Here is a 20,523-nt window from a genome sequence, read left to right as displayed (position 1 = left end):
ATGAAAAAGTGTTAAATTTAATATGGATAGGTGTTTTATATATGTCTCATTTGGCTAGGTCAGTTCATACCTATCCTTTTTATATTCAATCTGTTTTAATGTCTAATAATTTTTGACGTAATTCTACTTCCATTGAAGCAAGCTCAAGCTCGGCTTGACGACGTTTATTACGCCCTTCTTCTTGGATGCGTAATGTTTCTTCTAATGTAGAAATAAGATTTTCCTTTGTTCTCTTCAATGTTTCAACATCGACTAAACCGCGCTCATTCTCTCTCGCCGTTTCAAGCGTATTGCTTTTTAGCATTTCTGCATTCTTCAATAAAAGTTCATTCGTTGTTTTCGCAACTTGCTTTTGTGCTTCCACCGCATTACGCTGTCTAATTAAGGTCAACGCAATTGCCACCTGGTTTTTCCATAACGGAATCGCCGTCATGATGGACGATTGAATTTTTTCCACAAGTGCTTGGTTCGTGTTTTGTATGAGACGAATTTGCGGCGCACTTTGAATTGTAATTTCACGGCTTAGCTTCAGGTCGTGAACACGTTTTTCAAGGCGGTCTGCAAATTGCACCATGTCATTTACTTCTTGTACCTTCATTTGATCATTTGTAACTTCTGCTTGTTTTTTTAATTCAGGGATGACTTGTTTGTGCATCTCTTCAAGCTTAAGCTCACCCGCGGCAATATAGACGTTTAACGCATCAAAATAATCCTTATTGTTGTCGTAAAGCTTCTCTAAGATCGCAATATCGGATAAAAGGACATTCTTACTTCGATCAAGCTTCACACTAATCCGGTCAATTTGCGCGCCTGTTTTTTGGTATTTTGATAGCACCTCTTGAACGGAATTAGAGACTTTTCCAAAGATCCGTGAAATTACAGATCGTTTTTCAGGGCTCAATTCCTCAGGTTTCATGTCATCTAAACGGTGCATGAGTTCTGAAATAATTTTTCCAACTTCACCCACGTCATTTTTTTGAACATGCTCAAGCATGGTATTCGAAAACGATAGCAGCTTGTTTTGCGCTGGCGTTCCGTATGAAATCATCGCTTGGTGATTGGTAGGGTCAATTTGTTTCGCAAGCTGTAAGGCTTTTTCTTTATTTTCCTCAGGCAGCACATCTACTAATCGAACAGGCTTCTTTTCCTCTTCTTGCGTAAGAATAAGCGGATTTGTCTGTTCGTCTTTTTTCTCATCAAATGGATTTGCAAGTAATTCATCCATTAAATTAGCAGGCTCTTTATAGTTTGGAGAATTCTGTTCACTCATACCGATTTACCTCCTGTTTTGATCAATGAACTTTGTATCATTTGCTTGTTTATTCGAGTTCTTTGCTACATCAATTTCAAAATGCAGGTCTTCTATATCATTCGAGAGCATTTTGTGTAAATCCTTCTCAATTGTATTCGTCAATTCTTCGAGTACCCTGCGTGTTTCGTGCAGTGACCGCTCAAGCTCGCTATTTTTCTTCGGCTGCGATGCAAGAAAAGCATACTTCTCGGTTAATTCCACAACTGAATCAAGATGTGAAAAATAGAATCGTTCTGCTAGGTAAAAGCGTCGTGGTTCACTCTTCGTTAAACGATAGATTTTCTTAGTGACACGATGCAGATCCACTCTTTGCTTCAATGACGGGATGTGACGAACGGTAAAAATGGATTTATTTAGTCTAGCAAGTTTTTTCCTTGCTTCTTTTAAATTTCTCTCTATATACTGATATTCCTTCCTCGTTAGCCGATGTTTTCGTAAAAATGCTTGTTTCATTATGGCGGACGTGCCCAAATAAGCAATCCCACCGCCTACTATTGCATATCCAGACGAAAGTAGGAAAGTTTGACCAAATGCAAAAAAGCTTACTAACCAAACAGTGGCCGTTGTCGGCACTGAAATAAACGATTTAACAATAAAAGCGAGAAACGAATTCATATCATCGACTCCTAACATTTGCGTCATATTATTATATACGAACCAACACGAATGTTGGTTTCAAAAACTTCTGAGGGAAAAATTGGTGGGGGTGTTTTGTGTTGTGTAGCGTTATGGCATGAAGGACTTTCCGGCGGTACTTCGGCTGCGTTTGGGTCTTCATCACTCCGATGAAGGACTTTCCGGCGGTACTTCGGCTGCGTTTGTGTGTTCATCTCTCCGATGAAGGACTTTCCGGCGGTACTTCGGCTGCGTTTGGGTCTTCATCACTCCTATGAAGGACTTTCCGGCGGTGCTTCGGTTGCGTTCGGGTCTTCATCACTCCTATGAAGGACTTTCCGGCGGTGCTTCGGCTGCGTTCGGGTCTTCATCACTCCTATGAAGGACTTTCCGGCGATGCTTCGGCTGCGTTCGGGTCTTCATCACTCCTATGAAGGACTTTCCGGCGATGCTTCGGCTGCGTTTGGGTCTTCATCACTCCTATGAAGGACTTTCCGGCGATGCTTCGGCTGCGTTTGGGTCTTCATCAGCCCGATGAACGGGATTCCCACGCTGACGATGCTGCGTTTTCCTCTTCATAACCCCGATGAACGGGATTCCCACGCTGACGATACTGCGTTTTCCTCTTCATTCATCTCTTCTTCCTCAATCTAACTATACTATAAGATATTTATTCAAACTATGGACCTAGAAATTACAAGAATCTAAGACTTGAGACGTATTTTCAGAAAAAGCACTTTAACTGCAAGCCCACCCACAGTTCTCTAACCTAATTATAATCATTTTTTTAAATTTATAGTAAATTATCTGGAAATTCATCATAGTATGTAGTATAGTACATTATATAACTAATGCACTAATGTACATAATCACCTAAGGAGGTCGCAACTACTTCAAAAAAGTTATTAATTTGCATTACAGTATTCAAAAAGATTAGATTGTTTTCACTAGTATCCCGAACGTATATTCGATACAATAGACCAAAACCAGTATACGGGGAGTTTCACAATGAAAATCACTCGAATCTGTTTGTTAGAAGTTAATAAAAATGAAGAAGTAAGCCATCTCAATGATTTGATGAGAACTTGGTGCACGGCCATGCGATTTTCTTTTAATCGTTTGGTGGAAGGAGAAAAATCTGGTGATGTCATTAAAATTGTTCAAGAAAAGTTTCGTTTAAATAAACGATATGCGGAAGATGCGGTGTTACAAGCTCAAATTGTTATCACTAGTCAAATAGAATTGCTGCCTATTCACATTGAGGGAGTGCAGGCAAAAATTCAAAAAACCTTTCGAAAAATAGACGATTATCAAACGGGTAAAAAAAGACCAAAGAAGATTTCGTTGGATATTTGTCTAACAGGTTTGAAAGCACGTCTAGATAAGCTTCAAAAAAAGGAATCTGAACTCTTAAAGCACCTAGAGCAAGGAACCATTCCAAAAGTTATTTTCGGAGGTAGGAAAAAGTTTTATGATCGAATGGAAAATAAAATTTCACAAAAAAAATGGAAAGAAATTCGTGCAAATACTCTTTACTCCCGTGGTGACAAATCAAAAAAAGGAAACTTAAACACAAGAATAGTCTTAGATGACATAGAAAACCAATTTTATTTGGAAATTGCTAATCCCCTTTTGAAAAAAGAGGGGAAGAAAAATAGCCCAAGGCTTCGTTTTAAAGTTTATATTCCGGATAAATATTTTAAGGAAATCGTCAATATCATCATGGCAAATGATTTCAAAAAAACATCGACGGAAAAAGTAATGGAGGAATATCAAGCATACTCCATTGAAATCAAACGAAAAGGTAAAAAATATTATGTTCACATAACTTATGACTTAGAAACATTTGGATGCAAACTAAAATGGAAGGACAAAATCACGTCTGATTTTGTGGCTGGAATCGATGTGAACATTGATAAAATAGCAGTTACGGTTTTAAATAAGCAAGGTCGTTTCTTGAAATCCAGAACGTTCTATTGTCATGAAATGGAGTATGTTAACAGTAATAGAAGGACCAATATTGCTGGAGAAACAGCAAAAGAAGTAATTGACTATTTATTGCAATGGAATGTTGGGGCTATTGTTTTAGAAAGTCTCAAATTTAAACAAGACCATGACACAGATAAACGTTTTAATCGTCTTGTCCAATCTTTCGCAAAAAATAAAATGCAAAAAGCTATTATTTCAAGGGGTTTGAAACTTGGATTTAAGATAAAACAAGTCAACCCAGCCTATACGTCGGTTATTGGGCGATTCAAGTATTCCAAAATGTATGGTTTATCGGTCCACGAGGCTGCTTCTTTCGTCATTGGTAGAAGGGGTCTTGATTTTGAGGAAAAAGTTCCAAAAGAATTAGTAAACTTACTTCGTTCTTTAGTAAAACCAATGTTGATTCAAACTCTTGGGTCGATGGAAGAATCCGAGAAAAAATCAAAAAATAGTAAACAAAGAAGAAAGTTTATAGCGATAATGATAAAAAACATTGATAACTTTAAAGAAAATCATAGTTGGAAACTATGGAATGTAATACACAAAACGTTACTTTTAAAGAACCAGGAATTACAACTAAAGGAGGTGTAATCCTGGGTTACAAAATTCTTGCGGGAGTCTGACCAACAGAAGGAATGGTCTTTCGCAATTGCCAGCTCTAACAGAGCGCCGCGGGCAGGTCTCGGACAATAGGTTCATGACAAAGGTTAGATTCCTTTCCTGACGGAGTGACGTGAGAATCGTCATGGTAGTCCCCTTTCCTGGGTTCGGGGACGAATAGTTACTGTTTGAAAACCTTTGTAGTTTTTAAATAGACTTTTGTAACCAGGTGTTTGTATGAAGTTTAAGCAGGATGGCTCAAAGCCAATTTATGTCCAGATTTCAGAATGGATTGAAACCGAAATCTTAAGCGGAGCGATACCCGAGGATCATAAAGTGTTTTCCCAGTATCAGCTTGCAGAGATGTTCAATATTAATCCTGCTACTGCTGCCAAGGGTCTGAATCTCCTTGCAGACGAAAACATTCTATATAAGAAGCGAGGCTTGGGCATGTTTGTGACACCAAATGCCAAACAATTTATTTTAGAAAAAAGGAAAAGCCAAACCATGAAAAATCTCGTTTATGAATTAGTAATGGAGTCAGAGCGATTAAAAGTCAGCATTGAAGAATTAGTCACTATGATTAAAGCTGAAAAAGAACTTCAAAGGGGGAATCGTGAGTGAAAGCAATTGAGTTTCAAAATGTTTCTAAACTCTACGGGGGCTTTAAAGCTCTAAATAATCTAGATTTTACAATTGAACCAGATACAATTACCGGAATCATTGGACGAAATGGGGCTGGAAAAACCACTCTTTTGAAAATAATTGCCGGGTTTTACCCTGTTTCATCCGGAGAGGTTCGCGTCTATTCAGAAAATCCTTTCAACAATTTAAAAGTATCTTCCAATCTTATTTTTGTGGATGACAATATGGCCTTTCCACCTTGGTTAAATTTAGCCGAAATTTTGAAAGCAAGTGCAAGCTTTTACCCAAATTGGGATGATGAATTGGCAAAACGACTATTTGATTATTTCGATTTAAATCCAAAGCAGCTTCATCATCATCTTTCAAAAGGAATGAAAAGTACCTTCAATATGATCATTGGGCTCTCATCCCGCTGTCCGATTACAATCTTTGATGAACCTACAACCGGAATGGATGCAGCAATACGAAGAGATTTTTACAAGGCATTATTAAAGGATTATATCAAACATCCTAGAACCATCCTTTTTTCAAGCCATCTTCTAAATGAGATTGACAGCATTCTGGAAAATGTACTTTTGATTCGAAATGGAAGTGTAGCTCTCCATGAACCAATTGACGATTTGAAGGAGTATGCAGTTGGGCTTCGCGGCAAAACGAACACCATTGAACAAATTACGACTGGCATGGAAGTGATTTATATGGAGGACTTCGGAAATGATTATACGTATTCGGTTGTAAAGGATATTTATCCAGAAGCAACATGGCTCGAGGCCAAGAAACTTGGGATTGAACTATCACCTGTTGCAACCGAAGACCTTTGTGTATATCTCACGGCAAAGAATAAAGGGGGGATCAATGATGTCTTTAACTAATGCTAGTTTACTTGATGTCGCAAAAAAGCAGCTGGCTTTTAAGGTTCGAGCGTACTATGGTACATTTACAAGCCTTGCAACTGTCCAGGCGATTGCACTGTTATTTTCTTTTAATGGTGTAGGCCAGTCCAGTATTGGCGGGAATATATCCATTTCCAGCTACTCTGGAAGCATTATCTTTGTTTTTACTGCCTTTTGGGCTTTCATTACGGCAACCACTTTAACAACAAAACCCTATTACTATATCGATTTTTCTTTTGTGACTAACAGATTGAGCAGCCATCTTTCAACCGTCGGGATGCTGGTGGTCTATTCATTCATTGCCAGTCTCACTTCAGCTTTCGCTGGGATTCTGTTAAGAGTAATCCTTTATTTTAAAGAAAACAGTGCAAAGATAATTGGCGATCATTTTTTCCTGCCATTGTCTGATTTACTAGTAGGAATTTATGTGGGTACTTTATATCTATTGTTATTTGCGACGCTAGGTTATTTCATTGGAATGTTTACCCAGATACACAAACTGTTTGGATTTGTGATTCCTGCTCTGTTAATTGGGTGGGCTATTTACGAAGTAAGTGCAAATGAAACGATTAGCTCACTAACATTCTTTTTCAACGAAACATCCATTCTTGTCTTTACCATCAAGGTTGTCGTTACAGTTGCCGTAATGGTGTGGATTGTAATTGCTGCAACTAACCGATTGGAGGTTCGAAAATAATGGCGGGAATCGGTACATTACTACTTCCAGTTATCATCTTGTTTATTATAGCTGTCGTTTTCCTTACTATCTTTTTTGGAAAAAAGTACACTGGTGCTAAAAGTACAAAACTTCTACTAGGGACGTATTTTATCATTTTAACTGTGTCTGTGATTGTTTATTATTGCATCCCTAAATCTAGCCTTTTTTCATCGGAGAGCCATACACAAAATTTGACCTTTGAGCAAATTCATCAAGCTATTGAACAAGGGAAAATCGAAGATGTTGATGCGATAAAAGTAAAAGAAAGATGGAATCTTCCATACGAACAAGAGAAGCTTAATGTTCAATATATGGAAAACAATAACATGTCCACCTATTTTGACCGGAAAGATAATGATGACAACACGATTGAGGTTATCTATTATGTAGCAAATACGAATTATAAGGGGTACGATTTTTATGAAGAAATCCCATTACCTGATGTTTCAATCCGAGGGGATTATTTAAGTGTAAATCCTGTAATGGACCACGATGCGAAACTGTATAGCTTTCATAATGATTTTGTGATATCCCAATTTAAAGGCGGCGGGATTACGGAAGAATTTGATAATCGCCCTGATGACGATAAGCCACTAAATTATGAGTTTCTTATTATCCGTGTTCCGAAAAATCTGGAGCTAACCGGAAGCGAGTTTGTGATTTTTCTAGAGGAATAAAGAAAAGGAAGGGATCCCCCCTTCCTTTTCTCATCCCAACATTTTTTCCTCCGAAAACCGTGTTCGTTGAATATGGATGAGTCTTGCCGCTAATCCGACACCTGCAGCGAGGAGTCCAAATGACAATCCAATCCAGTAACCTGCAGCACCTAAATCTGTGAAGTGAGCAAGCGCCCAACCTGCTGGTAAGCAGATGAGCCAGTAGGCAATTAAAGTCATCACAAACGCAATGTTGACATCCTTGTATCCTCTTAGCGCAGCCTGTGCCGTTGCTTGAATCGAATCTGACACCTGGAAGAATAGAGCGTAAATCAAGAATTGTGCTGTTAACCCAATAACCGCTGTCTCTGTTGAATACAATCCAGCCACCTCAAAGCGGAAGAAAATCACAAATAATCCCGTTACAAGAGCAATGACCATTGATAGTGCAATCCCAAGCCAGCTGTATACTTTCGCATCCTTGTACCGAAGCGCACCGACCTCATACCCAACTAAAACAGTCAATGCCATTGAAATGCTCACTGGAATCATATATAGGAACGAAACGATGTTCAGTGCGGACTGATACGCCGCAACGGTTGTCACCGATAATTTACTTATTAATATGGTCACGACTGCAAACATACTTGTTTCAAAAAAAGTTGATAATCCCATGGGGATCCCAATTTTTAAAATCTCCATGCTTTCTTTTAAAGTAAACCCTCTCGGCCCCACAAAAACTTTATAGGAAGAAAAGGGTTCTTTTACAATCACGATAAAAGCTGTAATTGCTACGATTACCCAATATGTAATCGAAGTTGCGATTCCAGCTCCCCCGCCGCCAAGCGCCGGAAAGCCCCATGCGCCAAAAATCAAAACATAATTTAATAGAAGATTAATAGGTACTGATAGCAATAAAATAAACATGACTACTCTTGTAATCCCTAATGCATAAATAAATGAACGCAGTACATTAAAAATAAACAGAGGAATAATTCCAAAGCTTAACCCGACTAAATAATCATGTGCAGTCTGGTGAACACTTTCTGGCAAATTCATCATCGATAGCAACGGATTTAAGAAGATTACTCCTGCTAAAATGACCACTAAGCCGATGATGAAGCTTAAATAAATCCCGCTCGATACAACGGTCGATACCTCATGGCTCTTCTTTTCACCAAAACGTTGGGCAGCAATTGGCGATACAGCAAGTAAAATCGCACTAAGACCTGTAAAGATCGGATTCCATATCGATGAACCGATCGCTACACCAGCCAAGTCCGACGAATCAAATCGCCCTGTCATAATCGTATTAAAAAAGACCATGGAAAACATACTGAGCTGAGTAATCAAAATCGGGATCAGCATCACAAAAATTAATTTTATTTTTTCTCTTATGGTGTGTGTTTCGTACATGTCACGTTCTCCTCTAAATGGATGCATGAGTATTTTTTATCGAACATAACCACTATTATATTCCATCCGATCTTAAAATGAATACTTTTTTAACCTCCCTTTACACGAATTTCATATTTTAGTTCCAAATTTTCTGTTATATTAAAAGTAGATTAAAAGACCCTTGGAGGATGAAGATCCATATGTCTCGACTTACAGATCACTTACTTGTCATTTCATTTGACTGTCTATCATCGCTAGATTTCCCAATCATCGAGAAGCTTCCAAATTTTAAAAAGCTGTTAGAACAAGCATCCTATTGCCGAAATGTTGAAACAATCTATCCTTCTGTGACGTATCCCTGTCACGCCACGATTGTTACCGGAAAGTTTCCAAGGAATCATGGCATCGTGAACAATACCTTTATCCAGCCTGGTCGTCTTTCACCAGATTGGTATTGGCATCGCCGTCATGTGAAAAGTACAACCTTGTATGACGAGGCTAAAAAAGCTGGCATGAAGACAGCCGCTCTTCTATGGCCTGTCACAGCTAAAGCAAATATCGATTACAACATGCCAGAGATCTTCGCAAATCGTCCGTGGCAGCATCAGATACTGGTTTCCTTATTTAATGGCAGTCCACTCTATCAGCTGGAAATGAATCGTAAGTTTGGTCATCTCCGAAATGGACTCCACCAGCCAGAGCTAGATGATTTCGTACTTGAATCAACAGTTGAAACGATTAAGACAAAGATGCCGAATTTAATGCTGGTTCATTTTGTCGATTTAGATTCACAGCGACATTATCATGGTTTTTCCTCGGATGAAGCAATGGCTGCTCTTCATCGCCATGATGAAAGACTCGGTCGAATTATGAACGCACTTCAAGAAAGTGGAAACCTTGAAAAAACAACGATCGTGGCACTAGGGGACCATAGTGCATTAGACGAATCCAAAGCGGTAAAACCCAATGTACTTTTCAGAAAAAACGGTCTGATTTCAGTGAATGAGAAAGGTAAAGTAATAGATTGGAAGGCCTACTGCAAAAGCTGTGATGGCTCTGCATATATTTATCTTAAAGATAAAAATGACACAAAAACGCATGAACAGGTAAAGGCTCTCTTAGCAGAACTAAGCAAAAATGAGGATAACGGAATTGAACGCATTCTCTCTAGTAGTGAAGCGGAAGCAAAGGGTGCTGATGACAAGGCTGCGTTCATGATTGAAGCCCGACTTGGCTACTATTTTAAAGAGCAGCTGGAAGGTGAGTATATCGATGAAATCGAAGAGGTAGATGTTCGTGAAAAACGCTATACCTTTGCAAGCCACGGCTACTCACCCGAAAAAGAGAACTATACAACGGTGCTCATCGCTGCTGGAAAAGGAATTCGGCCAAACTTTGAAATTCCAGCTATGCATCTAGTGGACGAAGGTCCCACCTTCGCGCGTCTATTAGGTCTTGATCTCGGAGAAACCGACGGTCGTGTTGTTGATGAATTATTAGATATAAATTAACGATTAAGGGGGTTTGGGGATGAAGGGATTTACGAAAGAGGAATCGAGTTGGATGTATTATGATTGGGCCAATTCGGCATATTCGATTATTATTACAACGGCTGTTTTCCCGATTTTTTATAAGGCAGCTGCAACGAATGCGGGGGTTGATGCTGCCGACTCGACTGCTTATCTCGGGTACACCATTGCTATTTTTACATTTATTTTAGCGATGCTCGGTCCCATTTTAGGAACAATCGCCGATTACCAGGGCTACAAAAAGAAGTTTTTCACCTTCTTCTTTGCCTTAGGGGTAGCGGCCACTGCTTTGTTAGCCTTTATTCCGGGAGATAATTGGTTGCTCTTATTAATTGTTTATACGTTCGCAGCACTAGGCTCAACAGGAGCAAACGTCTTCTATGATGCTTTTCTTGTCGATGTCACAGATGAGGAAAAAATGGACCGTGTGTCTGCACGCGGATATGGGCTCGGCTATATCGGTAGTACGATTCCATTTTTACTTGCGATCGCCATTATCCTGCTGGCACAAAAAGAAATCCTACCAATTTCAGCAACCGTTGCCAGCAAAATTGCCTTTATCATCACTGCGGTCTGGTGGGGACTTTTCTCCATCCCAATCTTTAAAAATGTGCACCAGCGCTACTATATTAAGCGTGAACCAAATATAGTTGCGAACAGCTTCAAACGACTCGGAACAACCTTTAAGGAAATCAAAAAATACCGTGCCGTATTTTTATTTTTAGTTGCTTATTTCTTTTATATTGACGGTGTTGGTACCGTAATATCAATGTCTACTGCATACGGGTCAGACCTTGGTATCGATGCAGTAAATCTGTTAATCGTCCTATTTGTAACACAAGTTGTGGCTGCTCCATTTGCCATTCTTTACGGGAGATTGGCACAAAAGTACACGGGTAAAAAGATGCTTTATGTTGGAATATTCGTCTATATTATCGTTTGTGTGTATGCGTATTTCCTAAAAACGACACTCGACTTCTGGATTCTCGCTATGCTTGTTGCAACATCACAAGGCGGTATTCAAGCTTTAAGCCGCTCTTATTTTGCGAAGCTCGTACCGAAGCAAAATGCGAATGAATTCTTTGGTTTTTATAATATCTTTGGAAAATTTGCTGCGATTATGGGTCCGTTATTAGTTGGGGTAACCGCACAACTAACAGGTAAATCCAACACAGGTGTGTTCAGTTTAGTGATCTTATTCATCATTGGTTTTATCATTCTAACCCGTGTTCCTGAACCAAGCGAGACAAAATCAAGCATGGTATAATGAAGAAAAGCTTAGAAAGAGGACTATTCATGGATAAAAAAGATATTGAATACAAACTCCGCGAGTTAAAATTAGACTATGTTCGTCTTCAAAATGATTTAGAGAAATTAGATTCTGTGAATGGCAATATCTCACCTTTGGAACGTCAAATTGCAGAGCTTGAAGATGAAATCAGCACATTATCGAAACAATTGCGCGAAATGTAAAAGGAGTTGCAACCATGAAGGTTGCAATTCTTTTTTATATAAAATTGCCTGAAGACCAGCTCAAACTTCCGATTAGATTCTCTCTTGTCAGCATGACAGGTGACCGACTCTGTAAATCTATCATCCACATTTCAGTAGCCAAATCTTCCTCGGAGCAGCCCGATAAATAGGCAATTTTGCTGCCATCAGGGGACCATGTAACAGGTGTCGCATAGCACGAAGACTTCGTAAGCACCCGCTCGTTACTGCCCCGCTTTCCAACAACACGAATTTCATTATAATAACCTGTTCCCTCGGTATAAGCAGTTGCACTAAATGCGATCATTTGCGAGTTTGGCGACCATGTTGGGTGGAAATTCTTTGCTTGTTCTCCACCTCTCACTTCATACACTTTTCCAGACGACAAATCAACTGTACGTATCAGCGAAATACTCGCTCCTGGTGTCGTATAAAGGGCAAAGCTTCCATCTGGTGAAAGTGAAACATCATTTAATGGCCCTTCTGTATTATTCGTGATTTGCCTTCTCCCTGACCCATTTGTGGCAATCCGGAATAATTGCTGGTTCCCTGATGTATCTACTCCTTGAAACAGAAGCTCCCTTCCACTTGGATACCACTGAACATCTGATGCGCTTGGAGCCGAAATACTTGTTGCCCGGTGTGTTAAAACATCATACATCATAATGTGATTTCTCGTTGTATAAGCAATTGTCCGATTATTTGGAGACCAATCTAATGTAAGATCCTCATCAGGCCCGATTTGGTCAATAGCTGCAATTTTGCCTGTTGAAAGATAAATCACATATACGATCCGACTTTTCCCAATAAATGCGAGTTTACTATTATCCCCTGACCAAAAAGGCTTTGAAAAAGAATCTCCCAACCCATTAGTAAGCTGCACTCGATTTCCTTTTTGGACATAATAAAGCCAAATATCATATTGCTCATCACGTCCCGAAGTATAGGCAATCACCCCATTCGGTCGAGCTCTATCATAAAAAGACAAAACACATCACCCTCTCAAAAATGTCTTTTGCCTATTTTATTCATTCAAGCAAAATGGGTTCGACTTACTACTTTGTACGTATTTATTATTTTCAAGGGTACTTATAAGAATAGTTTGTCCCTCCCGGCATAGAGTGATAGAAAAAGGAGGGATATTCAAACGATGAATGAAACATTTTCAAGCCTGAATCTTATTCGATATGCTGTTGCCTATGTGTTTATTACAGCTGGTGCATTAAAGCTTCTGAGCAACGAATTAAGTGCAACGTTTATGAATTTGCCATTACCCGCGCCAGAAATGGTCATGTATGTTGTTGCAATCCTTGAAATCATTTGCGGAATTCTCATCGCAATCAATAAGGAAGTTAAAAAAGCAACAATTCCACTACTCGTCATTATGATTGCAGCCATCCTTTTAGTAAAAATTCCGATTCTACATACAGGCTTCCTACAATTTGCATTTGCAGCAAGGCTCGATATTGTGATGTTGGCATTATTATACATTTTATATAATTCATACCGTAAATAATTGAAAAATTGTCCAGCCATGGAAGCGATAAACAGATTGCGGAAGCATTCTGTTTATTTTTTTAATAAAATAATTACAAAAGGCCTTTCAGTTTATCCAAAATTAAAAATCTTATAATGTATTGCCCCAAATTGGAATTTTCTTATGTTTGACATAGTGAAACAATTTAAATTATTATATTAATATACTATTTTGGAGGTTTTGTTATGTCAGGCTATAATAGACAGAAAATTGTGGATAGTGTTCCTCAAAAGGGATTCTTCGGACATCCTAAAGGACTATTCACTCTTTTCTTCACAGAATTCTGGGAGCGATTCTCGTATTATGGAATGAGAGCCATTCTATTATTCTACATGTATTATGAAGTTTCTGAAGGTGGTCTTGGACTTAATCAAACTACCGCGTTGGCGATTATGTCTATCTATGGATCACTTGTTTATATGTCGGGGATTATTGGTGGATGGTTAGCAGACCGCATCATAGGTACTTCTAAAGCGGTATTTTATGGTGGAGTATTAATCATGTTCGGTCATATAGCACTCGCAATTCCTGGAAGTATCACCATGTTCTTTGTATCAATGGTCCTAATTGTTCTAGGTACTGGTTTATTAAAACCGAACGTTTCTAGTGTTGTTGGTGAAATTTATAGTGAAGCAGATACACGTCGTGATTCTGGATTTAGTATCTTCTATATGAGTATTAACCTAGGCGGATTCCTTTCCCCACTAATCGTTGGTCAAGTAGCAAAAACAAGCTTCCACTGGGGCTTCGCAATTGCTGCATTCGGGATGTTCTTTGGATTACTCGTCTTTTTATTCACTAAGAAAAAGAATCTTGGTCTTGCTGGGACAATCGTACCTAATCCTCTCGCACAAGATGAAAAGAAAAAGGTTTATACTCGAATTGTTATAGGAATTATTATTCTTGCAATTTTAGTTGCAATTGCAATTCCGGCAGGTTTCCTTACATTTGACTCATTTATTGCATTAATTGGTATTCTTGGATTCCTTATTCCAACCGCTTATTTTGTATTTATGTATCGTAGTCCAAAAACAACAGAAATTGAGCGTTCAAGAATCTTGGCATATATTCCTTTGTTCTTAGCCTCTGTAATGTTCTGGTCTATTCAAGAGCAAGGAGCAACGATTCTTGCTAGTTATGCTGATAAACGAACTCAGTTAAACTTTGCAGGTTTTGAAATTTCACCAGCTTGGTTCGCATCTTTAAACCCATTATTTATCATTATCCTGGCACCTGTCTTTGCTTGGCTATGGGTGAAGCTAGGTAATCGTCAACCTTCAGTACCGAAAAAGTTCTCGTTTGCATTAGTGTTTGCTGGTGTTTCATTCCTAGTTATTCTTTTACCAGCATATTTCGGTGGAGATTCATTAGTTAATCCACTGTGGTTAGTGCTAAGCTATTTCATTGTTGTTATAGGGGAATTATTGTTATCACCTGTTGGTCTTTCTGCAACAACTAAATTAGCACCTGCTGCTTTTACAGCTCAGATGATGAGTTTATGGATGCTTTCAAATGCTGCTGCACAAGCCCTTAACGCACAGCTTGTTAAATTCTACACACCAGATAACGAAATGACTTACTTCGGGGTTATTGGTGGAACTTCAATTGTTTTAGGTATTATTCTATTGATTGTGTCACCGAAGATTCAGAAGTTCATGAAGGGTGTTAACTAATAAGAAAAGCGCAAGAGTTAGACATAATTGAAAAGACCTGTCCAATGAGGACAGGCCTTTTTTGTGTATTAAAGATTCTTTATAAACAATCTTACCACATCTGCTCCACCAATAAATAAACCGAGTGTTGTACCTAGGTTACATAAGACAATAATGAGTAAGATTCGGGTGACTTTATTTTGCCAGAAGCCTTTTACACTATAGACATCGGTTGAAAGTGTTTCAAAGTCCTTCACACTTGGACGGCGTAAGAAGGCTTGGACAAATCCCGCAATCCACCCCGCTGCAATTAAGGGATGCAAGACCCCGATTGGCGCTGCAAAAAAGGCGGTCACAATTGTGAGCGGATGTCCTAAAGCAATCGCTGCTCCAATGGCTGAAAAGGAACCTGTCCATAAAACAAGACTTAATGTTTGCTGCAAACCAGCTTCAGGATTCGCAAAGAAGGTGTACACAATGATTGCCACAATTAAAATCGGAATCGCCCAGCCAATAATTTTCGGCGCCTTTGATTTTGGTGGCAGTTGTGTCAGCTTCTTTAAATCATGCTCCTTTTTTATTTCTTCCTTGATTCCCGGAACATGTGCTGCTCCAAGTACGGCTACTATTTTTTCTCCAGGGGCATGTTTGATTTTTTGTGCCAAATACTGATCGCGTTCATCAATAAGTGGCGTCTTTAATCTTGGAAAGCTTGTTGAGAATTCAGTCAGCATCGAATTCAGCATATCCTTGGACTTCATTTTTTCCAGTTCTTCCTCGGTGATTGATTCGTTGCTGAAGATGCTGTAAATAATCGACATTAATAATTTCATTTTGCCGGTGAATCCGACAGCATTCCAAATCCGTGAGAACGTAACTTGAATGTTGCGATCCGCTAAAACGAGCTCAGCTCCGACTTCTTTTGCTGACTCGATCCCTTGCAACATCTCTTGACCCGCATTGATCCCAAATTGGCTCGCCATTCGCTTTTGGAAGGAGGAAATCGCTAGGTTCATAAGAAGCAAAGTCGCTTTTTTCTCTTTAATGACCTTAAAGATGTCCATTTCCTTCCACTTGTTGCCTTCCATCATCGACTGATATCTCTGATCATCAAGCTCAATACAAACCGAATCTGGCTTCTCAGCTTCGATAACTTCCTTCACCTGTTCAGCACTATGCTTGGAAACGTGCGCTGTTCCGATTAATATGTATTCCTTACCGTCTAATTCGATCCTTGTAATATTTTCTTCAGACATAGTCGACCTTCCTTATACATGCTCAATTTGTGTATACGTTTAATTCTAAACTAGAATGGCAAAGATTTGAATTGTTTTCACATAATATGTACAAAAAAAGGACCGAAACCTCAATAGGTGATCGGTCCGTTTCTTTTTAACCTGGGAATGACTTATCGTTTTTAGAGAGAGAACCTGATGGGTTATCATCGTGAACATAGTCATTCACCCAGTAATCTGCGTTTTTAATGCCAAGCTTTTCCGGATCAAAGACCGGATCAACTCCCGCTTTACGCTGTTTCTCATAATCCTTCAAGGTAATCAATGCAGGTTTCGCTAATATGAGAATAGCTATAACGTTCAACCAAACCATCAAACCTAACCCGATATCTCCGAATGCCCATGCAAGCTTCGCTTCATTTACTGTTCCGTAGGTCATCGATGCTAATAAAACTATTTTCAGGATCAACATGCCGACCCTACTGTCCCTACCTCTCATTAAATAAGCGATATTTGTTTCAGCCATGTAGTAATATGCCATGATTGTTGTAAAGGCAAAGAAGAATAATGCGATCGCTGTGAACCCTGCTCCGAATCCTGGAAGAGCCGTTTCAACTGCCGCCTGTGTAAACGCAGGCCCGGCTTCAACTGTCTCTCCTAGATTATTCACAATAAATGTTTTATCTTCCGCCTGAACATTGTACATTCCTGTAAATAAAATCATAAATGCTGTTGCCGAACAAACTAATAAGGTATCAATGTAAACAGCTGATGCTTGAACCAAACCTTGCTTAGCAGGGTGGGATACTTCCGCCGCAGCTGCTGCATGCGGTCCTGTACCTTGACCAGCTTCGTTTGAGTAAATACCACGCTTTACTCCCCAAGAAATCGCCATACCAATAATACCGCCAAACGCCTGCTCTGCTCCAAAAGCACTCTTAAAGATTAGGGCCATAACAGCTGGCAATTGGCCAATATTCATAATCATGATTACAATCGCCATCAAGATATAACCTAATGCCATAAATGGAACTACATACTGGGCAACGTTTGCAATCCTTTTTATACCACCAAAAATAATGGCACCAATTAAGACAACTAGAATAGCGGCAGTGACCCATTTATTCATACCGAATGCATTATCAAGTCCAGCAGCGATTGAATTCGATTGGATTCCTGGCATTAAAAACGCCATGGCAAGAAAGGTTGCAATTGCAAAGACTATTCCATACCATTTCCAACCAATTCCTTTTTCTATGTAATATGCTGGTCCCCCACGATATTGTCCATCCTGCTTTTCCTTGTAGATTTGAGCTAATGTTGATTCAATAAAAGAAGTTGATGCTCCAATAAAGGCAATGGCCCACATCCAAAAAACAGCACCAGGTCCACCAAAAGCTATTGCTGTTGCAGTACCAGCAATGTTTCCAGTTCCAACACGACCCGATAAGGAAACAGCCAACGCTTGGAATGAAGAAACCCCCGCATCAGAGCTTTTCCCTTTGAACATAAGGGTTGTCATGTCTTTGATATGCCTTACCTGTAAAAAACGAGTTAAAATTGAAAATAAAAGTCCTACTCCAAGCATCCCATAAATCATGACCGGGCTCCAAAGAATCCCATTTACCCAATCTGTAAAAGCCTGCACATACATTCCTCCTTTTGATTTTGGAAAATTTGATATATTAAGAATTATAATTCATTCATGTAGACAACTCAATATTATTGTTGTAAAACAGTTCTTCCATCCCATAGGAATAAAAAAGGAAATGATATAAATCACGGTAAGGCTTTTATTTCTATCCTATAATGGGTATAGATAGATGATGAAAACGTATAAAGGAGCGATTCACATGAAAAAGGAAATGCTCGACCATTTTATTGAATATAATGAGGATAGACTGACAAAGCGTGTCATCTTTAAAGAAGGCGGAAGCACGGTCTTCGTGTTAAACTTTATGCCAAATCAAATTCTGCCCGCCCATAAACATCCAGGTTCAAATGTATACCTGCATGTTCTTACAGGCACAGGAACCTTTACAATTGATGAGCAAGAAGTTAAAGTAAATAAGAATGATGTCATTGTTATCAATGGCGAGGAAAGCTTGAGTTTTGTGAATGACGGATCTGAAAACGTGAGCCTCTATGTGACACTTACAAAGATTCCGGATGAAAAATATGCGCAAGACGTTTGATAAAAAAACTGCCAACTTTTAAGTAGTTGGCAGTTTTTTATTAATTCATCACCCATTTGTCTTTCATAAACATAATTCTTCCAATCACAAAGAAGATAATCATACAAGCGATGTAGCTGCCAAAACCAAGTAGAATATGTTCATAATTAATGATTCCGAACATCAATTCTTTTAATAGAGTAAACAAATTCATAATCGGTACAATGAAATGAAGAGTTGTAAGTTCGTTTACGCCAACCCCTACGATAATCATTGCAGGGAACATCGCAATCATCATGACAGGGCTGCTATAGCTTCCAGCTTCCTTAATCGTCTTCGCCGCAATACTTGTAATCATGATTAATGATGACGTGAATGCAGCATAGATAATCGAAAGTAAAATCGCGAGTCCAATGATTAAAAAAGCATCATCACCAAACGATACGGCATTTTTTAGATTTTCAGTAAACAACCTAATTTCCAATGCAACGACACCCAATGTAATAATGCCTATCACGGACCCAATTGTGGCAATCGTTAGCCATTTTGCAAGTAGCAAGGTAGATCTTTTAACCGGTGTCATTAACAGAGCTTCCATTGTTTTCTTCTCTTTTTCCCCTGCAAATAAGTCTGATGCAGACGGTCCAGAACCAACCCCAATTGCAACTGATAGGATTAAGGGAATTAAAAATGCAAGCATTTCAACATTTGGATTCTCATTTGTAAGCTCGATTTGTTCAACTGCAAATGGCTGCATGACAGAAGGATTCACTCCGTCTTCCTGAAGGTTCTCAGCTACAACTGTTTTTTCAAAAACCGCCAAAGTATTCATGATAATCGCATTTAATTGAGTAGACTTTGTACTAAAGGAATCCCCAACAAGAGTTACTGTTGCCTCTTCCCCATTCTGAGTAGCCTCAATGAAATTTGGTGTTAATTGTAAACCGCCCTGTGAATCCCCGTCTTGAATGGATTGTTCCAGATTGGAAGATGTAATAAGATCTACATTCTCTACTCCTGAAAAAATTTGTTCCGCTTCATTCATGGAAGACTCTTCAATTGCTAGCTGATATGTTTCGCCTTCCCCACCTGACATCATATTTTCATAGAAAAACGTCATTCCTGACATCATAAGAATTGGTAATAGGACAGTAAGGATTAATGTCCTGCGATCTCTAAAGCAATCCTTTATCTCTTTTAAATATATTTTACGAAGCATAATTTTCGTTCCCCCTAACAAGTTTACTCATGAATATAAAGTTTAAATCCTGGCTTCCTTCTGATTTATAAAGTTCATCTAAATCACCATGGTAGACAAGCTCTCCCTTGTGCATCATCGCAACGGAATCACAAAGCATGGAAACCTCTTCCATAATATGGCTCGAGAAAATAATTGTCTTTCCATCCCGCTTCAGCTGGTGTACAAGCTGTCTAAACACATTTGAAGATGTAATATCTAGGCCTGTCGTTGGTTCATCAAAAAGAATTATTTCAGGATTATGAATCAATGTTCGAGCAATCGCTACCTTTTGTCTCATCCCTTTGGAGAATCCGCCGACCTTTCGATTCAGGTAATCTCTCATTCCAAACATTCGCGCTAACTCGTCAATCCTTACCTTTGTTTCATGCTTGCTTAATCCGTAAAGGGCTGCAAAATACTCCAGATTCTCACGAGCTGTTAGGCGATCATATAAGCCGGTTTCTCCACCAAACAAGACCCCTATTCTCTTCTTCACTTCTTCTGGTTTTTTTAGCGTATCGAATCCAGCCACCTTTACATTTCCGTCTGTTGGAGTTAATAATGTGGCAATTGTTCGAAGAAGAGTTGTTTTTCCAGCTCCATTCTCCCCTAACAATCCAACTACCTGCCCTTTTTCAACTGTAAATTTCACATGCTTTAATGCCGTTATGGAAGTCTTTTTGTCTTTGAATCTTTTTGTCACTTCGTTGATTTCGATCATTTTTTCCACCTCGTCTTGTTCTTATGTCTATATCATAGCCATACCAAACTAGAAAATCTTTAGATATGTCGCGAATATGCCTTTTTTTGTCGCGAATAGGTCAAATTTACTTGTAAAG

The 20,523-nt window shown here is 39.0% G+C and carries 19 protein-coding genes; 11 read left to right on the top strand and 8 right to left on the bottom strand.

All coding sequences use genetic code 11. The annotated features are described in order from the left end of the window. Positions 1–85 precede the first annotated feature (85 nt). Both LKW28_RS13570 and LKW28_RS13565 read right to left on the bottom strand, forming a co-directional pair. Positions 86–1,270, bottom strand: a complete 1,185-nt coding sequence (locus LKW28_RS13570) for a toxic anion resistance protein (RefSeq protein WP_229140907.1) — start codon at positions 1,268–1,270, stop codon at positions 86–88. 6 nt (positions 1,271–1,276) lie between these two features. After that, entirely contained in the window at positions 1,277–1,927 is a 651-nt protein-coding gene (locus LKW28_RS13565; protein ID WP_229140906.1) for a 5-bromo-4-chloroindolyl phosphate hydrolysis family protein, read from the bottom strand. 1,008 nt (positions 1,928–2,935) lie between these two features. Between LKW28_RS13565 and LKW28_RS13560 the strand changes: the two genes are divergently transcribed. From LKW28_RS13560 to LKW28_RS13540, 5 genes are all read left to right on the top strand, one after another. Then, a complete protein-coding gene (locus LKW28_RS13560; RefSeq protein WP_229140905.1) occupies positions 2,936–4,507 on the top strand; it encodes an IS200/IS605 family accessory protein TnpB-related protein in 1,572 nt (523 codons plus the stop codon). Positions 4,508–4,753: 246 nt separating this feature from the next. Beyond that, the gene (locus LKW28_RS13555) at positions 4,754–5,140 is read left to right on the top strand and encodes a GntR family transcriptional regulator (RefSeq protein ID WP_229140904.1); all 387 of its coding nucleotides are present in this window, start codon (positions 4,754–4,756) and stop codon (positions 5,138–5,140) included. After that, on the top strand, positions 5,137–6,033 hold the full coding sequence (locus LKW28_RS13550; RefSeq protein ID WP_229140903.1) for an ABC transporter ATP-binding protein: 897 nt from the start codon (positions 5,137–5,139) through the stop codon (positions 6,031–6,033). The genes LKW28_RS13555 and LKW28_RS13550 overlap by 4 nt, the downstream gene beginning before the upstream one ends. Next, positions 6,020–6,751 (top strand): hypothetical protein, encoded by a 732-nt coding sequence (locus LKW28_RS13545; protein ID WP_229140902.1) that lies wholly within the window; start codon positions 6,020–6,022, stop codon positions 6,749–6,751. Before LKW28_RS13550 ends, LKW28_RS13545 begins: the two co-directional genes overlap by 14 nt. Next, complete coding sequence (locus tag LKW28_RS13540) at positions 6,751–7,449, top strand: hypothetical protein (protein ID WP_229140901.1); 699 nt, start codon at positions 6,751–6,753, stop codon at positions 7,447–7,449. Before LKW28_RS13545 ends, LKW28_RS13540 begins: the two co-directional genes overlap by 1 nt. 30 nt (positions 7,450–7,479) lie before the next feature. Here the strand turns inward: LKW28_RS13540 and LKW28_RS13535 are convergent, their stop codons facing one another. After that, entirely contained in the window at positions 7,480–8,844 is a 1,365-nt protein-coding gene (locus tag LKW28_RS13535; protein ID WP_229140900.1) for an MATE family efflux transporter, read from the bottom strand. A 182-nt stretch (positions 8,845–9,026) separates the two neighbouring features. Here LKW28_RS13535 and LKW28_RS13530 point away from each other — a divergent pair, with 182 nt between their 5' ends. Genes LKW28_RS13530 through LKW28_RS13520 form a run of 3 tightly spaced genes read left to right on the top strand, consistent with a single transcriptional unit; the run spans position 9,027 to position 11,828 of the window. Beyond that, positions 9,027–10,337 (top strand): alkaline phosphatase family protein, encoded by a 1,311-nt coding sequence (locus LKW28_RS13530; RefSeq protein WP_229140899.1) that lies wholly within the window; start codon positions 9,027–9,029, stop codon positions 10,335–10,337. A gap of 19 nt (positions 10,338–10,356) precedes the next feature. Next, positions 10,357–11,622 (top strand): MFS transporter, encoded by a 1,266-nt coding sequence (locus LKW28_RS13525; RefSeq protein ID WP_229140898.1) that lies wholly within the window; start codon positions 10,357–10,359, stop codon positions 11,620–11,622. Positions 11,623–11,651: 29 nt separating this feature from the next. Then, entirely contained in the window at positions 11,652–11,828 is a 177-nt protein-coding gene (locus tag LKW28_RS13520) for an SE1832 family protein (protein ID WP_229140897.1), read from the top strand. A 34-nt stretch (positions 11,829–11,862) separates the two neighbouring features. On the opposite strand, the gene LKW28_RS13515 is transcribed toward LKW28_RS13520, so the two are convergent. Then, positions 11,863–12,834 (bottom strand): TolB family protein, encoded by a 972-nt coding sequence (locus LKW28_RS13515; RefSeq protein WP_229140896.1) that lies wholly within the window; start codon positions 12,832–12,834, stop codon positions 11,863–11,865. 162 nt (positions 12,835–12,996) lie between these two features. On the opposite strand from LKW28_RS13515, the gene LKW28_RS13510 reads away from it, so the two are divergent. After that, on the top strand, positions 12,997–13,362 hold the full coding sequence (locus tag LKW28_RS13510) for a DoxX family protein (protein WP_229140895.1): 366 nt from the start codon (positions 12,997–12,999) through the stop codon (positions 13,360–13,362). A gap of 206 nt (positions 13,363–13,568) precedes the next feature. After that, positions 13,569–15,056, top strand: coding sequence for a peptide MFS transporter (locus LKW28_RS13505; protein WP_229140894.1), 1,488 nt, complete (start codon positions 13,569–13,571; stop codon positions 15,054–15,056). Positions 15,057–15,124: 68 nt separating this feature from the next. Here LKW28_RS13505 and LKW28_RS13500 read toward each other — a convergent pair whose 3' ends face one another. Together LKW28_RS13500 and LKW28_RS13495 are read right to left on the bottom strand one after the other, a co-directional pair. Then, a complete protein-coding gene (locus LKW28_RS13500) occupies positions 15,125–16,291 on the bottom strand; it encodes a TraB/GumN family protein (protein WP_229140893.1) in 1,167 nt (388 codons plus the stop codon). Between the two features lie 136 nt (positions 16,292–16,427). Beyond that, the gene (locus LKW28_RS13495) at positions 16,428–17,924 is read right to left on the bottom strand and encodes an alanine/glycine:cation symporter family protein (protein ID WP_229140892.1); all 1,497 of its coding nucleotides are present in this window, start codon (positions 17,922–17,924) and stop codon (positions 16,428–16,430) included. A 199-nt stretch (positions 17,925–18,123) separates the two neighbouring features. Between LKW28_RS13495 and LKW28_RS13490 the strand changes: the two genes are divergently transcribed. Next, positions 18,124–18,465, top strand: coding sequence for a cupin domain-containing protein (locus LKW28_RS13490; protein WP_229140891.1), 342 nt, complete (start codon positions 18,124–18,126; stop codon positions 18,463–18,465). Between the two features lie 40 nt (positions 18,466–18,505). Here LKW28_RS13490 and LKW28_RS13485 read toward each other — a convergent pair whose 3' ends face one another. Both LKW28_RS13485 and LKW28_RS13480 read right to left on the bottom strand, forming a co-directional pair. After that, the gene (locus tag LKW28_RS13485; protein ID WP_229140890.1) at positions 18,506–19,663 is read right to left on the bottom strand and encodes an ABC transporter permease; all 1,158 of its coding nucleotides are present in this window, start codon (positions 19,661–19,663) and stop codon (positions 18,506–18,508) included. Next, a complete protein-coding gene (locus tag LKW28_RS13480; protein WP_229140889.1) occupies positions 19,653–20,405 on the bottom strand; it encodes an ATP-binding cassette domain-containing protein in 753 nt (250 codons plus the stop codon). The genes LKW28_RS13485 and LKW28_RS13480 overlap by 11 nt, the downstream gene beginning before the upstream one ends. Positions 20,406–20,523: the final 118 nt, after the last annotated feature.

Origin of the sequence: Bacillus sp. REN16, from assembly GCF_020731355.1 — a bacterium.
Lineage (GTDB): Bacteria > Bacillota > Bacilli > Bacillales > Bacillaceae_L > Ferdinandcohnia.
Note: the sequence above shows the minus strand (reverse complement) of the source record. Positions and strands in the feature narration are given on the sequence as shown.